Below are 15,477 nucleotides of genomic sequence, written 5' to 3'. Positions count from 1 at the left end.
TTGTTGGATGAAAAAACTACTGGTTGCTTTCGCCGCCGTTGCCGCGTTTTCCGCCCACGCCGCCGAGACCCTGAAAGTCGCTGCCTCGCCGGTGCCCCACGCGGAAATCCTGGAATTCGTGAAGCCTGCCCTCGCCAAAGAAGGCGTGGACCTGCAAGTCAAAGTCTTCACCGATTACGTACAGCCCAACGTCCAGGTAGCGGAAAAGCGCCTGGATGCGAACTTCTTCCAGCACCAGCCATACCTGGATGAATTCAACAAAGCCAAAGGCACTCACCTGGTGAGCGTCGGCGCTGTGCACCTGGAGCCTCTTGGCGCTTACTCCAGCAAGTACAAAAAACTGGAAGACCTGCCTGACGGCGCCAACGTGGTGATCCCGAACGACGCCACCAACGGTGGCCGCGCGCTGTTGCTGCTGGCCAAGCACAACCTGATCACCCTGAAGGACCCGACCAATATCCTGTCGACCATCAAGGACATCACCGCAAACCCGAAAAACCTGAAATTCCGCGAACTCGAAGCCGCCACCCTGCCGCGCGTGCTGACCCAGGTCGACCTGGCGCTGATCAACACCAACTATGCGCTGGAAGCCAAGCTGGACCCGTCCAAGGACGCCCTGGTGATCGAAGGCAATGACTCGCCTTACGTGAACATCCTCGTGAGCCGCGAAGACAACCAGGATTCGGACGCGATGAAAAAGCTGATTGCAGCCCTGCACACCCCTGAGGTGAAGCAATTCATCCAAGAGAAGTACAAAGGCGCGATCCTGCCGGCGTTCTGATCCGACTCGGTCTCCAACACGCTGGAGATCAAAAAATGTGGGAGGGGGCTTGCCCCCGATTGCGGAGTATCAGTCGCTGCATGAGCTGACTGATCTGCCGCCATCGGGGCAAGCCCCCTCCCACATGTGTTGTGCATTGCCTGTTACTTGCGCTGCAACAGCCCCGGCAGTTGCGCCACCAGCTTCTGGTTGTTCAACGGCGCACGGATAAAGCCGCGCTGGGTACCATCCGGACCGATCAGCGCGAGGTTGCCGCTGTGGTCGACGGTGTAGTTGGGCTTGTTGGTGTCTGCCGGGATGAACGGGATGCTCACGGCATTCGAAACCTTCTGCACATCCTCTACGTTCGCACCGGTGAGGCCTTGGAATTGCGGGTCGAAGTAGCCCAGGTACTGCTTGAGCTGGGTCGGGGTGTCGCGGTTCGGGTCGACGCTGACCAGGATTACCTGCAACTTATCCACAGCCTCCTTAGGCAACTCGCTCTTGATCTGGCGCAGTTGGGCGAGGGTGGTCGGGCAGATGTCGGGGCAGAAGGTGTAGCCGAAGAACAGCAGGCTCCACTTGCCTTTCAACTCGTTGACCAGCACCGGCTGGCCTTCCTGGTTGGTCATGCTCACCGACGGCAGCTGGCGGCTTTGCGGCAGCAGGATGATACCGGCATCAATCAATGCCGTAGGGTCGCCCTGGCCCTTGCCCGAGAGCACTTTGTTAACGGTCAGGCCCATGATCAACGCGACGATGGCCACCAGGATAAAGACGGTTTTTTGAGTTCGAGTCATAGGTTCAACAGTAAGTAGTGGTCTACGAGCAGGGCGATAAACAGCAGGAACAGGTACCAGATAGAGTACTTGAAGGTGTTGATCGCCGCGTGCGGCTGAGCGCCACGGTACAGCACCCAGGCCCATTGCAGAAAGCGTCCGCCCAAAACCAGCGCACAGGCCAGGTAGAGCGGGCCGCTCATGTGGATCACATAGGGCATCAGGCTCACCGCCAACAGGGCAAAGGTATAGAGCAGGATATGCACCTTGGTGTAGTGCTCGCCGTGAGTGACAGGCAGCATCGGGATATCGGCCTTGGCGTATTCCTCCTTGCGGTGAATGGCCAGGGCCCAGAAGTGCGGCGGCGTCCAGGCGAAGATGATCAGCACCAGCAACAAGGGCTCGGCGCTGACATGGCCGGTAACGGCGACCCAACCCAACAGCGGTGGCGCGGCACCGGCCAGGCCTCCGATAACAATATTTTGTGGCGTCGCCCGCTTGAGAAAACCGGTGTAGACCACCGCGTAACCGAGCAGCGAAGCCAGCGTCAGCCATGCCGCCAGAGGGTTGGTAAACGCCAGCAACAAGGCCAATCCTGCAACGGCTAGAAACAAAGCAAAGGCCAGCGCCGCCACCGGCGACACACGCCCCTCCGCCAACGGCCGCTTATGGGTGCGAGCCATCACTGCATCAATCCGTCGGTCCACCACATGGTTCACCGCCGCCGCACCACCGGCACACAGGGCTATTCCCAGGTTGCCGAAAATCAGTACCGCCCACGGCACACCGGCGCGGGTCGCGAGGAACATGCCGACCAGGGAGGTGATGAGCATCAGCACCACCACTTTCGGCTTGGTCAGCTCCAGGTAATCGCGCCAGATCGCCTGGCTGTGGCGCGCGCCGATCAAGGTCGCCATGGCATCTCTCCTTTAAGGGTGATGAGGCCCGATACGTGTTTGCGCGGGCTGAAGCGCCAGCCGAACGGCAACTGGTGACGCACCCGGACCAGACTGGTGCGGGCGTGGTAATTGACCAGCACCAGGGTCAATAACAGCGCCGCACCGCCGGCGTTATGGCCGACTGCAACCGGCAGTGGCAGGTGGAAATACACGTTGCTCAGGCCCAGGCTGATTTGTACCGCCAGGGCAATCAACAGCAGGCCCGCGAGCCGCGTCATACCCACCGCACGCAGCTGCCAGGCCAGCCCCGCAAGCACCAGGGTGACCAGCACCGCACCGATGCGGTGGGTCAGGTGGATGGCGGTACGCGCGTCGCTGTCGAGCTGGCCGCCAAGGTAATTGGGGCCGATGTGCTGGGTCAGGTGAAAGCCGTTGGCGAAGTCCGCCGCAGGCCACCACTGGCCGTGGCAGGTGGGCAAATCGATACAGGCCACCGCTGCGTAGTTGGAACTGACCCAGCCGCCCAAGGCGATCTGACCGATCACCAGCACCAGGCCGGCCGTGGCCCAATATTGCAGGCGCCTGGGCACGATCAACGCGGGCAACACCCCAGACAAGCGCAGGGTCAGCAGAAACAGCAGGCTCAAGGTCGCAAAGCCGCCCAACAAATGCCCCGTCACCACCTGGGGCCACAGCTTCAAGGTCACCGTCCACATGCCAAACGCCGCCTGGGCAAACACCACCATCAACAGAAACAACGGCAGTTTCACTGGCTGGCCCGGATCACGCCGATGGCTCCACGAACGCGCCGCCAACAGCACAATCAACAGGCCCAGGGTGCCGGCGAAGTAGCGATGGGTCATCTCCGCCCAGCCCTTGTCAGCCTCCACCGGCGTATCGGGAAAATGCAATTCGGCATGGGCCAGCTGGGCCTCGCTTTGCGGCACGCTGATAAACCCGTAGCAGCCCGGCCAGTCCGGGCAACCGAGGCCGGCGTGGGTCAGGCGGGTGTAGGCGCCAAGCAGCACGACGATCAGCGCCAGCAGAGTGGCAAATAACGCGAGGCGAAATCCAGGTTTGGCCATGACGATGCCCTTATCCGATGTTCGACAGTTTCAACAGGTGGCGCAGGTCATTGAGCAAGTCCTTGCCCTTGACCTTGGCGTCGTAGCGCAGCACCAGGTTGCCGTGGGGGTCGACGATCCACAGTTGCGCAGCGCCCGGCGCGGCGGCGTTTTTGGTGAAGGTAGAGAGGTCCAGTGAGTAGCGCTGCAATTGCGGGTATTCAGCCTTGAGCTTGGCGTCATAGTCGGCACCGACCGGTTGCGCACTGGCCAAGGCATGGCTGGCGCGTGAAGCGTCGCGCCCCAGGCCGATCTGCAACTGGCGCGCGAGGTACACCAGTTGCCGGCAATCGGCGGCGCAGGCGGCAGGCGCGGTGACCAGCAACTGCCAGCGCTGTTCATCGGCCTGCACGCCAATATCGGCGCGGGTCTGACCGTTACCGATCATTTCTCCGTGGTAGCTGCGACTGTCCGGCACCCAGAACTGCAGTTTGTACATGAAGGTGGCCAGCACCATCGGACCGATCACCATCAGCAGGATCAGCATCAGCTGCCAGCGGCCTTTGCGCCGATCAGGTACCTCAGACATGTTGAGTGGATTCGTGGCCGTTCCCATGGGGCTTCTCCTTTGTGGTGTGCCATCCGAGGTAGAGGTAAAGAGCCAGTAGCGCCAGGGACATGGCGAACCACTGCACCGCGTAGGCCAAGTGTTTTTCCGGCCCCATCGCAACGATGGGCCAGGTGGTTTCGTACGTGCCGGGGCCGGCTTCGGTACGCAGTTCATAGGCAAAACCGTTGCGGCCCAGCTCAGCCCACAGCGCGGCGGGGTGCAGCGCGGTCAACAGGCGCGGCCATTGCGCAGTGGCAGGGTCCGCATGCAGCTGGAAGGTTTCGCCGGGCGCGACATACACCCAGGCGTCGAGATTCAAAGGCTGAGCCGGAGTAGTGAAGACGGGCGGGGTGCGCCGATCCGGCCACGGCAACCAGCCCCGATTAAGCAATAGCCACAGGCCGCTGGCCTGGTCATGAAAAGGTTGCAACAGCTCGACACCCGCCTTGCCGTCACGCATGCGGTTATCCAGCAATACGCTGTGCTCGGCATCGAACTGGCCGCGCAGATGCACGCGACGAAAGGCCGGGTCCGCCATATCCCCGAGTTGCACACTGCTGATCGGCTCAGCGGCGCGGCGTTCGGCATAGCTGTCCACCAGCAACTGCTTCTCATGGCCGCGCGACAGCTGCCAGACGCCCAAGCCCACCATCAAAGGCAGCAGAATCATCACCACCACGGTCGGTGCGATACCTGGACGAAAGCGTTTCATGGCGCTGGCTATACTTGTTTTCATTGCCCGCCCATCCCCTTGTTGCCCACCAACGCCAGGAACCAGACCATGCTCAAAGCAGCCATTGCCCTGATGCTGATCGCGACCGTCGTGAGCCTGTTCAGTGGCCTGTTCTTCCTGGTCAAGGACGAGGGCAACTCCAACCGCCTCGTCACGGCCTTGACCGTGCGTGTGGTACTGGCCGTGATCACCGTGGCGTTGATCGCCTGGGGATTTTTCAGCGGCCAACTGGTATCTCATGCGCCCTGGTAAGTCGCCTCACAGCACGTAGACGAAGAAAAACAGCCCGATCCACACCACATCCACGAAGTGCCAATACCAACTGGCCGCCTCGAAACCGAACTGATGCTCGGCATTGAAATGCCCGCGCAGGATGCGCATCAGCATCACAAACAAAATGATGGTGCCGATAGTCACGTGGGCACCGTGGAAGCCCGTGAGCATAAAGAACGTCGCGCCGTACACCCCCGAACCCAAGGTCAGGCCCAGCTCTTTATAGGCGTGGATGTATTCCTCGGCCTGGAACCCGAGGAATGCCAGGCCCAGCAAGACGGTGATCGCCAGCCAGATCTTCAGCGCGCCGCGATGCCCCTTGCGCAAGGCGTGGTGGGCAATGGTGATGGTCACGCTGGAACTCACCAGCAGGATGGTGTTGACCAACGGCAAGCCCCACGGGCTGATGGTGCCCTCCGGCGCGGGATAAAGTTTCGGGTCCGGGTTGTTGAGCAACGGCCAGGCAAACTCGAAGTTCGGCCACAGCATGTGCGCAATACCTTTGGGGCCTTCGCCGGCCAACGCGGGGCCGGACAAGTGGCGCACGTAGAACAGCGCACCGAAGAACGCGATAAAGAACATCACCTCGGAAAAAATGAACCAGGTCATGCCCCAGCGAAACGAGCGGTCCATCTGGGCGCTGTACAAACCGGCGCGGCTTTCCTTGATCACCGCTCCGAACCAGCCAAACAGCATGTAGGCCAACAACAGCCCTCCGACGAAAAAGATCCACGGCCCGTGGGATTCCGGGCGTGCCGCCTTCAGGTCGTTGAACCACACGGCCAGGCCATACACGGTGACCAGCATGCCAATCGTGGCAATTATCGGCCATTTGCTTTGCGCTGGTACGTAGTACGTATCATGAGTCGACATGTATTCGCTCTCCTGATTGAGCGGGCAAACAGTAGCTAGCCGCCGGTACGAACAGCCACGGGCGGTTGGCGCGCAGTGATATCAAACAGCGTGTACGCCAGGGTCAAATGCTTCACATCCTTGGGCATGTCACGGTCGACAATAAAACGCACCGGCATCTCGATGCGCTGGCCCGGCTGCAGCACTTGCTGGGTGAAGCAAAAGCATTCGGTCTTGTGGAAATACATCGCCGCTTCGGCGGGGGAAATGCTCGGCACCGCCTGGGCGGTCATCGGCTTGTCAGTAGGGTTGTAGGCCACGAACAGCATCTCGGTGACGGCACCGGGGTTGACCACCACCTCATCAGCCTTGGAGTGAAACTCCCAGACCATGTCGATGGCATTGGTGGACAGGAACTGCACCCGTACCTGGCGCGTGAGGTCGACGACCTGCTCGCCTTCGTACTGCCCGGCCGTCTTGCCGTTGATGCCGAATGCCTTGCACATCACGTCGTAGATCGGCACCAGGGCAAAGCCGAAGGCGAACATCGCCACCACCAGGATCAGCAGGCGGGCAACCAGGCGCTTGAGAGGCACGGAGTCAGCCATGACCACCTCCGCTTACCCTGTTCATTTGACCTCCGGTGGCGTGGTGAAGGTGTGGTACGGCGCGGGCGAGGGCACGCTCCACTCCAGGCCTTCGGCGCCATCCCACGGCTTGGCCGGCGCGGGCGGGCCGCCACGGATGCACTTGATCACGATAAACAGGAAGAAGATCTGCGTGGCGCCAAACATGAACGCGCCAATCGACGAGACCATATTGAAGTCGGCGAACTGCAGGTTGTAGTCCGGTACCCGGCGCGGCATGCCGGCCAGCCCCACGAAGTGCATCGGGAAGAACGCCATGTTCATGCCCACGAAAGACAGCCAGAAATGCAGCTTGCCCAGGGTTTCGTCGTACATGTGGCCGGTCCATTTCGGCAGCCAGTAGTAGGCCGAGGCGAAGATGCCGAAGATCGCACCGGGCACCAGTACGTAATGGAAGTGCGCCACCACAAAGTAGGTGTCGTGGTACTGGAAGTCCGCCGGGGCAATCGCCAGCATCAATCCGGAGAAGCCGCCGATGGTGAACAGGATCACGAAGGCCACGGCAAACAGCATCGGCGTCTCGAAGGTCAGCGAGCCTTGCCACATGGTACTGACCCAGTTGAACACCTTCACGCCGGTGGGCACCGCAATCAGCAACGTGGCGTACATGAAGAACAACTCGCCGACCAACGGAATGCCCACCACGAACATATGGTGCGCCCACACGATAAACGAGAGGAACGCGATGCTCGCCGTGGCGTAGACCATCGACGTGTAGCCGAACAATGGCTTGCGCGAGAAGGTCGGGATAATCGAACTGACGGCGCCAAACGCCGGCAGGATCATGATGTACACCTCGGGGTGGCCGAAGAACCAGAACACATGCTGGAACAGCACCGGATCACCGCCACCGGCCGCACTGAAGAAGCTGGTACCGAAGTGGATGTCCATCAGCATCATGGTCACGCAGCCGGCCAGCACCGGCATCACCGCGATCAGCAGGAATGCGGTGATCAGCCAGGTCCAGACGAACAGCGGCATCTTCATCAGGGTCATGCCGGGCGCACGCAGGTTGAGGATGGTGGCAACCACGTTGATCGCACCCATGATCGAGCTGATGCCCATCAAGTGGATGGCGAAGATGAAGAACGTCACGCTTTCCGGCGCGTAGGTGGTGGAGAGCGGGGCGTAGAACGTCCAGCCGAAGTTCGGCCCGCCACCGGGCGTGAACAGGGTCGAGACCAGCAGCAGGAACGCCGCCGGCAGCAGCCAGAAGCTGAAGTTGTTCATGCGCGGCAAGGCCATGTCCGGCGCGCCGATCATCAGCGGAATCATCCAGTTGGCCAGGCCGACAAACGCCGGCATTACCGCACCGAACACCATGATCAGGCCGTGCATGGTGGTCATCTGGTTGAAAAACGCCGGCTCGACGATCTGCAGGCCAGGCTGGAACAGCTCGGCACGGATCACCATGGCGAACGAGCCGCCGAGCAGGAACATGGTGAACGCGAACCACAGGTACATCGTGCCGATGTCCTTATGGTTGGTGGTCAGCACCCAGCGCATCAAACCCTTGGCGGGGCCGTGGGCATGGTCACCGGCGTGGCCATGGTCATCGATCACAGCGCTCATGGCCGTTCTCCTGCAAGCGAGTGGGCGGGGCGGTTCGGGGCATACGCAATGAATGAAGTCATTTGCTTTCCGCCTGCTTGATGGCCAGCACGTCTTTAGGCGTGACCATGTCGCCTTTGTTGTTACCCCAGGCGTTGCGCTCGTAGGTCACCACGGCGGCGATATCCACTTCCGAGAGCTGCTTGCCGAAAGCCGCCATCGCCGTACCGGCCTTGCCGTGATAGACAAGATTCAGGTGGGCTTCCTTAGGCCCGGTGGCAATCTTCGAACCCTTGAGCGCCGGGAACATCGGTGGCAGGCCCTGGCCTTCGGCCTGGTGACAGGCCACGCAGGTGGTGTGGTAGACCTTGTCGCCACGGGCCACCAGCTCTTCCAGCGTCCACTCCTTGGAGGTCAGCTCCTTGAGCTTGGCGGCCTCTGCCTTGCGCTCGCCGAGCCAGGTGTCGTAGTCGGCCTTGGACTTGACCTCGACCACGATGGGCATGAAACCGTGGTCCTTGCCGCACAGTTCGGCGCACTGACCACGGTAGATGCCGGGCTTCTCGACGCGGGTCCAGGCCTCGTTGACGAACCCCGGGATGGCGTCACGCTTGACCGCAAAGGCCGGCACCCACCAGGAGTGGATCACGTCGGCGGCGGTCACCAGGAAGCGCACCTTGGCGCCCACCGGCAGCACCAGCGGCTGGTCGACTTCCAGCAGGTAATGTTCGCCCTTGGTGGCCTGGTTATGGATCTGCTCGGCGGGCGTGGCCAGGTTGCTGAAGAACTCCACGTCCTGGCCCAGGTATTTGTAATGCCACTTCCACTGATAGCCGGTGACCTGGATATCGATATCCGACTCGGTACTGTCGTAGATATTGATCAAGGTCTTGGTCGCCGGAATGGCCATCGCGACCAGGATCAGCAAGGGCACCACGGTCCAGAGGATTTCCACGGTGGTGCTTTCGTGGAATTTGGCCGCGACCTGGCCCGTAGAGCGGCGATGAAGGATCATCGACCAGAACATCGCGCCAAAAACGACAATGCCGATCACTACACAGATCCAGAAAATGGTCATGTGCAGGTCGAACACAGCGTGACTGACTTCAGTTGCCCCTGGCGCCATATTCGTTGTCCAGGCGGCGTGCGCCTGGCCGAATACCGACCACAACAGGAGGCCCATCCAAACATGTGGATGTCGCGTCATTGCGGGTTCCCCTTATCGTTCTTGTTATCCCGCCGGTTTGCACCTGCGTCGAAGGGAGCGGCTTCCATACTGCTTACAACCGCTTAGCCTTACCTGCTTATGCAGTCTGGCGTCATCAGCTAATCGCGTACAAACCCGAGTATAGACACGCTCTGCAACCCCGCAATGTGTAGGGGCAAATGAGCAAAAATGAGTGGCCAGGCCTAATAAAACCGGGTGCGGAATCGTTTATCCGACCAACGATGGCAATTCGATATAACGCCTGTGCATAACCATGAAATAATTATGACAAATGCGTCTTAGGCGCTCGTATAAACGAGCTACCTTATGCTGTCCCTATTCCTACGCCTGCTTCACTGGAGCCTTCATGAACACCGCCGCATTGCGCGAGCAGATTTCCCGTGCCCATCAACACGAATCCAGCACTGGCCAGTTGGCCAAGCAGCTGGAAGAGCAATTGCCGCACCTGCATTCGGCCATTTCCCTGGCTGATGGCGATCGCAACATTGTCATGACCCGCTTCGTCACGGCCTACATCGATCTGGTACCGGACCTGCTGGACGCCGCCAACGACGTGGCCCGCGAGGCCGGTATCGAAAGCCAGATCAAGCCAGTGCTGAAAATCGCCGAGCATTTCTTCCTGCAGCCCCCCGCCATCCTGGCCGGCCATGAAGGGCTCGACGGTCTGCTGGACGAGGCTTACCTGGCCCATCGCCTGGTGGAAGAGGTCAACGATTTGTACATCAAACACTTTGGCCAGCCACTGATTCCGGCAGATACCACCGTGGCCAACGTGATTGCCCATCAGTTGATCGGCGAAGCATTCGCCAACCAGCTGGATGAAGCCGTTCATCATGCGGTGGATGAAATGCTCAACGAAGACAGCTTTGCACTGGAGTCTGTCGAAGCATATCGCGAACAGCTGAAAAGCCCGGCAACGGAAGCCGCGTGGAAGCGCTGGCCGTGCCTGTCCCGCCAGCTGGGGGTTGAATTGGCACTGGACCAGCCAGCTTAAATCCTGAATTACACAGAGAACGAATGTGGGAGGGCAAGCCCCCTCCCACATGTTGATCCCACTCCCTCAGCCGATTGAGGGCGCCGAGCCGATCCCTGTCGTCGTCCTGACCCGGCCTTCGAGCCTGCGCTTCAACCCACGCGCCTCGATCACCAGCCTCGAGCCCTTGGCCGAATTCGCCCGACCCCACTCCTCCAGCAACTCCAGGCAGGAATGGTCGATATAACTCAGGTTACTCAGCGGTACGTGCACAGTCGTGCCCGGAGGCACCGTCGCCAGCACCTGGGTCAACGCCGGCACTTTCAGGAAAGTCGCCGCACCGGTCAAACGCAGCTCCATTTCCCCCTCCAGGGGCAGGTCGATCAGACTGACTTTCAGGCGCGAGGCCTTGAGCGCCAGCTTGACCAGTGTGAGCCCGAAGCCCACCAGCACACCGGTCAGCAGGTCGGTGAAAATGATCGCCAACGCCGTGGCCGCGTAGGTAAACATCGGCATACGCCCATAACGACCGAGGGCCTTGAAGGCCTTGATGTCCACCAGCTTGATCCCGGTGTATACCAACACACCCGCCAGGCTTGCCACAGGAATGCTTTGCAGCACGCTCGACAGCAACAGTACGAACCCCAACAGCCATACGCCATGGAACATCGCTGACAACCGCGTGGTGGCACCGGCCTGCACGTTGGCCGAGCTGCGCACGATCACACCGGTCATCGGCAGGGCACCCACCAGGCCGCACAGCATGTTGCCCACACCCTGGGCGGATAATTCCTTATCGAAATCAGAACGCTGGCCGCTGTGCATGCGGTCGACCGCTGCCGCAGAGAGCAGGGTTTCGGCACTGGCGATAAACGCCACCGCAAACGCAGCGATCAACAACTGAGGGTCAGCCAGGCTCAACAGGTCGCTGGGACGCAGCCAATCGATGGCGTCGGCGAGATTCTCCGGGACTTCCACACGCTTGACCTGCAACGCCAGCACCAGGCTGGCCACCGTTGCCAGGCCCACGCCCAACAGGGCTCCCGGCACGAAACGCAGGGTTTGCGGACGGAATTTATCCCACAGGTACATCACCAGCATCGTCGACAACCCGAGCAATCCGGCCTGCCAACCCAGGCCGCCACCCAAGGTAGGAATCGCCTCCGCCAGCGCGGCGGGGAAGCCCGCCAGGTTATCCAGCCCTGAGGGCTTGGGCGCACCGTCGAGCATCACATGGATCTGCGATAGCACAATCAATACGCCGATCCCCGCCAGCATCCCGTACACCACCGCCGGCGCCGTGACGCGGAACCAGCAACCCAGGCGCAGGCGCCCGGCCACCAGTTGCAGGAAGCCGGCCAGCAGCAGGATCGGCCCGAGCATCAGCATCCCGTGCTGGCGCACCAGCTCGAACACCAAGACCGCCAGCCCCGCTGCCGGGCCGCTGACCTGCAGCGGCGAACCCGCCAGCCAGCCCACCACCAGGCCACCGATAATCCCGGTGATCAGGCCCTTGGCCGGCGGCATGCCGGACGCGATGGCGATCCCCATGCACAGGGGCAGGGCGACCAGAAACACAACCACGGAGGCGAGCAGCTCCCGTGGCAATACAGCTTTCAATTGAGCAGCACGCATGATGGCTCTCCCGAGGTATTCGCCGGGCGCGGCAAAGCCTGGCTGCATCCATGGCAGCCACCGCTTTACCCGGCAGGGAAGTGTTTAGAAGCGCGCTTTAGGCGTCGCGGAAGGAATCGGCCCTTCGCCGCTCAACGGTCGGAACGCCGACTGATCAGCATCGTAGGCTCGAATTTCACTGGTCTCGATGTTGTAGATCCAGCCGTGAATAAACAGCTGACCGTTGGCCATGCGCGACGCCACCGAAGGATGGGTACGCAAATGCTGCAGTTGGGCGATGACGTTTTCTTCGGTGAGCACTTTCATGCTCTCGCCTTCGTTGGCACAGTCGCAGTTGTCCTCGACCATGGACTTGGCGACTTCGGCGTGCCGCAGCCAGGCCCTTACCGTTGGCATCTTCTCCAGGCTGGCGGGGTTGAGGACCGCGCGCATGGCGCCACAATCGGAGTGCCCGCACACGATGATGTGCTGCACACCCAGGGCCAGTACCGCGTACTCGATGGCAGTGGAGACACCGCCGTTCATCTGCCCATAAGGCGGCACGACGTTACCGACGTTGCGGGTCACGAACAGGTCGCCGGGAGAGCTTTGGGTAATCAGCTCAGGCACGATGCGCGAGTCGGCGCAGGTAATGAACATCGCCCGTGGGCTCTGGGCCGTGGCGAGTTTCTTGAAGAGTTCTTCCTGCTGAGGGAAGACGTCGTGATGGAAATGCAAAAAGCCGTCAACGATATGTTTTAGCGCTGCATCGGCAGACTCTGCCACCTGAGGGGCTGAAGCCGACGCAGCCAACGGCTGTTTATCCTTGTCACTCATGATTCATCCTCTTGATTAATGCAGGGGAGTTTTCAGGTCAGTTCGACGCCAGGCCAGTGAAATAGTTGTAAAAGCCACAAACCAGGCTGCCGACTCATCAGTCACTCGCTGAACAAGGTAACCACCGAAACTTAACTCAAACTGAATGAACCGCTCTAGATCGCGGGTTTCAGTGATATCAAAACGCGACTATTCCTACAGGAACGGTGCATTCTGCCTTTTCAGTCTACAACAATGCCATCTGTCTGCCCGGTGGACAGAACGCCGTGCAATCCAGATTGAAGCCTTCTCTGCGATCGAGCCCCAGGCGTTTGATCGCCTTGCTGAAGCGCTGGGCCAGCAGGTAGGCGAACGGCCCCTCGCCCCGCATGCGGACGCCGAACCGACTGTCGTAGACCTCACCACCGCGCACCTGGCGCACCAGGCTCATGACATGGGCCGCACGCTGCGGGTAATGCGCCGCCAGCCACTCCTCGAACAGCGGCGCCACCTCCAGCGGCAGGCGCAACATCATGTACGCCGCACTCTGCGCACCGGCGGCATGGGCTTCGGTGAGCAGGCTTTCCAACTCGCTGTCGTTGATCATCGGGATCATCGGCGAGCACAGCACGCCCACCGGGATGCCCGCCCCGCGCATCACCCGTATGGCCCGCAACCGCGCCTTGGGCGCGGCGGTGCGCGGCTCCAGGATGCGCTTGAGCTCATCATCCAGGCTGGTGAGGCTGATCATCACCGCCACAAGGCGTTGCCTGGCCAGCTCCGCCAGCAGGTCCAGGTCGCGCAGGATCAACGAGCCCTTGGTAATGATGGTGACCGGGTGCCGATAACGCAGCAGCACCTCGAGGGTTTGCCGGGTGATCCTGTACTCGCGCTCGATAGGCTGGTACGGGTCGGTGTTGGAACCCAGGTTGATCGGCGCACACACATAGCCCGGCTTCGACAACTGCTGCTCCAGCACGTCGGCCGCGTTGCTCTTGGCGATCAGCCTGGTTTCGAAATCCAGCCCCGGCGACATGTCCCAATAGGCATGGCTGGGCCGTGCATAGCAGTAAATGCAGCCATGTTCGCAGCCACGGTAAGGATTGATGGAGCGGTCGAACGGCAGGTCCGGCGAGTTGTTGCGGGTGATGATGGTCTTGGCCGTTTCGATGCGCACTTCGGTGCCCTGGGTCGGCGGCACTTCCTGGTACCAGCCGTCGTCCTCGGCCACGCTGACGGTGGGCGCAAAGCGGTTGTGCAGGTTGGTGGCCGTGCCCCGACCACGGGGCGGCAGCGGAGTAGACATGAAAGCGCCTCGACACTGTTTTTATATACAGTACCGAGGCGCGAGGTTCCTGACCAGTGCCGTCTGGCGGTCAGTGCTTTTGGGTGACCTGCCCCAGGTCATCGCCCGAGGTGGTGCGCATGTCGTTCTTGCGCAGGTCGGCCACGTCACTGGCTTTCACCGCGGCCCCCTGGTTACCCCAACTGCCACGGATGAAGCTGACCACATCCGCCACTTCCTGGTCCGACAGACGCCAGGCGAACGCCGGCATGGTAAAGGTCGACGGTGCCGTGTGAGTGGCCGGCAATGTGCCGCCGTTCAACACGATGTTGATCAACGACGTGGCGTCCGCAGTCTGCACCACCGGGTTGCCCGCCAACGCCGGGAACACCCGCGTGTAACCATGGCCGTCGGTACGGTGGCAGGCCGCGCAGTTGTCGATGTACACCGAGGCGCCGGGCTTACTGTCATCGCCCTTCCACAGCGCCTCGGCCACCTGCTTGTCATACTGGTGCGGCTGGTCCTGCGGGTCCACCGCCGGCAGGCTCTTGAGGTAACGGGCGATAGCGGTCAGGTCGTCCTGGGACATGTACTGCATGCTATGCACGACCACGTCGCTCATACCGCCAAACACCGCACTGCGATCACTGCGACCGGTCTTGAGGAATTGCACCAGCTGCGCCTCGCTCCAACTGCCGAGGCCGTCCTTGTGGTCACCGCGCAGGCTCTTGGCGATCCAGCCTTCCAGTGGCGCGCTGCCGGACAGGAAGGCCTTGCCGTCAGTCGCGCTCAGGGCTTTTTCCTGCATGGTCAGGGCGCGTGGTGTATGGCACGCGCCACAGTGGCCAAGGCCTTCCACCAGGTAGGCGCCACGGCTGATCACCGGGTCTGCGTCGGCCACGACAGGCTTATCCACCACCTCAGGGGCAAACATCCAGCGCCACGCCGCCAGCGGCCAACGCATGCTCAACGGCCACGGAATGTCGCTGTCCTTGTTCACCTGGGCGACCGGTTCCACGCCCTTCATGAAGTACGCATACAACGCCTGTATATCGCTTTCGCTGACACGCGCATAGGACGGGTAGGGCATCGCCGGGTAAAGCGTACTACCACTCTTGGCGACACCGTGACGCACGGCCTTGTCGAAGTCCTCGAAGCTGTAGTCGCCCAGGCCGGTCTTGTCCGGGGTGATGTTGGTGGAATAGATCACACCGATGGGGGTTTCCATCGGCAGGCCACCGGCGAACGGTTTGCCGCCCTTGGCGGTGTGGCAGGCCACGCAGTCGCCGGCGCGGGCCAGGTATTCGCCCTGCTTGATCAGGTCGGTTTCGGCGGCACTGATCGAGCAGCTGCTGAGCAGGGCAAACGTCGCGATAACAAATGCTTTCATGGT

16 protein-coding genes are annotated in these 15,477 nt (G+C 61.2%); 3 read left to right on the top strand and 13 right to left on the bottom strand.

From position 1 onward, the window contains the following. Positions 1-7: 7 nt before the first annotated feature. The gene (locus tag C8K58_RS08170) at positions 8-781 is read left to right on the top strand and encodes a MetQ/NlpA family ABC transporter substrate-binding protein (protein ID WP_027608041.1); all 774 of its coding nucleotides are present in this window, start codon (positions 8-10) and stop codon (positions 779-781) included. 143 nt (positions 782-924) lie between these two features. Here C8K58_RS08170 and C8K58_RS08165 read toward each other — a convergent pair whose 3' ends face one another. Genes C8K58_RS08165 through C8K58_RS08145 form a run of 5 tightly spaced genes read right to left on the bottom strand, consistent with a single transcriptional unit; the run spans position 925 to position 4,848 of the window. Further along, on the bottom strand, positions 925-1,560 hold the full coding sequence (locus C8K58_RS08165; protein WP_027608042.1) for an SCO family protein: 636 nt from the start codon (positions 1,558-1,560) through the stop codon (positions 925-927). Next, positions 1,557-2,456, bottom strand: a complete 900-nt coding sequence (cyoE, locus tag C8K58_RS08160; RefSeq protein ID WP_027608043.1) for a heme o synthase — start codon at positions 2,454-2,456, stop codon at positions 1,557-1,559. The genes C8K58_RS08165 and cyoE overlap by 4 nt, the downstream gene beginning before the upstream one ends. After that, positions 2,444-3,523 carry a heme A synthase gene (locus C8K58_RS08155; RefSeq protein ID WP_092356034.1) on the bottom strand — a complete coding sequence of 360 codons (1,080 nt, stop codon included), beginning with the start codon at positions 3,521-3,523 and terminating at the stop codon, positions 2,444-2,446. Before C8K58_RS08155 ends, cyoE begins: the two co-directional genes overlap by 13 nt. Before the next feature lie 10 nt (positions 3,524-3,533). Further along, positions 3,534-4,118, bottom strand: a complete 585-nt coding sequence (locus tag C8K58_RS08150) for a hypothetical protein (RefSeq protein WP_092488105.1) — start codon at positions 4,116-4,118, stop codon at positions 3,534-3,536. Continuing rightward, positions 4,084-4,848 (bottom strand): SURF1 family protein, encoded by a 765-nt coding sequence (locus C8K58_RS08145; protein WP_098480657.1) that lies wholly within the window; start codon positions 4,846-4,848, stop codon positions 4,084-4,086. The genes C8K58_RS08150 and C8K58_RS08145 overlap by 35 nt, the downstream gene beginning before the upstream one ends. A gap of 45 nt (positions 4,849-4,893) precedes the next feature. Here C8K58_RS08145 and C8K58_RS08140 point away from each other — a divergent pair, with 45 nt between their 5' ends. Continuing rightward, positions 4,894-5,097 carry a twin transmembrane helix small protein gene (locus C8K58_RS08140; protein ID WP_016978774.1) on the top strand — a complete coding sequence of 68 codons (204 nt, stop codon included), beginning with the start codon at positions 4,894-4,896 and terminating at the stop codon, positions 5,095-5,097. 6 nt (positions 5,098-5,103) lie between these two features. Here C8K58_RS08140 and C8K58_RS08135 read toward each other — a convergent pair whose 3' ends face one another. From C8K58_RS08135 to coxB, 4 genes are read right to left on the bottom strand one after another with little or no spacing between them, the layout of a single operon-like run. Continuing rightward, positions 5,104-5,991, bottom strand: a complete 888-nt coding sequence (locus C8K58_RS08135) for a cytochrome c oxidase subunit 3 (RefSeq protein ID WP_027608047.1) — start codon at positions 5,989-5,991, stop codon at positions 5,104-5,106. 35 nt (positions 5,992-6,026) lie between these two features. After that, entirely contained in the window at positions 6,027-6,578 is a 552-nt protein-coding gene (locus C8K58_RS08130) for a cytochrome c oxidase assembly protein (protein WP_027608048.1), read from the bottom strand. Positions 6,579-6,599: 21 nt separating this feature from the next. After that, positions 6,600-8,189 (bottom strand): cytochrome c oxidase subunit I, encoded by a 1,590-nt coding sequence (gene ctaD / locus C8K58_RS08125; protein ID WP_024072609.1) that lies wholly within the window; start codon positions 8,187-8,189, stop codon positions 6,600-6,602. A 58-nt stretch (positions 8,190-8,247) separates the two neighbouring features. Continuing rightward, positions 8,248-9,375 carry a cytochrome c oxidase subunit II gene (coxB, locus tag C8K58_RS08120; protein WP_092356028.1) on the bottom strand — a complete coding sequence of 376 codons (1,128 nt, stop codon included), beginning with the start codon at positions 9,373-9,375 and terminating at the stop codon, positions 8,248-8,250. Positions 9,376-9,742: 367 nt separating this feature from the next. On the opposite strand from coxB, the gene C8K58_RS08115 reads away from it, so the two are divergent. Further along, entirely contained in the window at positions 9,743-10,390 is a 648-nt protein-coding gene (locus tag C8K58_RS08115; RefSeq protein ID WP_027608050.1) for a hypothetical protein, read from the top strand. A 66-nt stretch (positions 10,391-10,456) separates the two neighbouring features. On the opposite strand, the gene C8K58_RS08110 is transcribed toward C8K58_RS08115, so the two are convergent. From C8K58_RS08110 to C8K58_RS08095, 4 genes are all read right to left on the bottom strand, one after another. Beyond that, positions 10,457-12,004: a SulP family inorganic anion transporter gene (locus tag C8K58_RS08110; protein WP_108573557.1), complete on the bottom strand. Its 1,548-nt coding sequence runs from the start codon at positions 12,002-12,004 to the stop codon at positions 10,457-10,459. Positions 12,005-12,088: 84 nt separating this feature from the next. Next, positions 12,089-12,820, bottom strand: coding sequence for a carbonic anhydrase (locus C8K58_RS08105; protein ID WP_027608119.1), 732 nt, complete (start codon positions 12,818-12,820; stop codon positions 12,089-12,091). A gap of 226 nt (positions 12,821-13,046) precedes the next feature. Further along, positions 13,047-14,105, bottom strand: a complete 1,059-nt coding sequence (locus C8K58_RS08100; protein ID WP_108573555.1) for a PA0069 family radical SAM protein — start codon at positions 14,103-14,105, stop codon at positions 13,047-13,049. 70 nt (positions 14,106-14,175) lie between these two features. Then, positions 14,176-15,474, bottom strand: coding sequence for a cytochrome c (locus tag C8K58_RS08095; RefSeq protein ID WP_108573553.1), 1,299 nt, complete (start codon positions 15,472-15,474; stop codon positions 14,176-14,178). Positions 15,475-15,477 lie beyond the last annotated feature (3 nt).

Origin of the sequence: Pseudomonas sp. GV047 (assembly GCF_003058245.1) — a bacterium.
Classification (GTDB): Bacteria; Pseudomonadota; Gammaproteobacteria; order Pseudomonadales; family Pseudomonadaceae; genus Aquipseudomonas; species Aquipseudomonas marginalis.
Note: the sequence above shows the minus strand (reverse complement) of the source record. Positions and strands in the feature narration are given on the sequence as shown.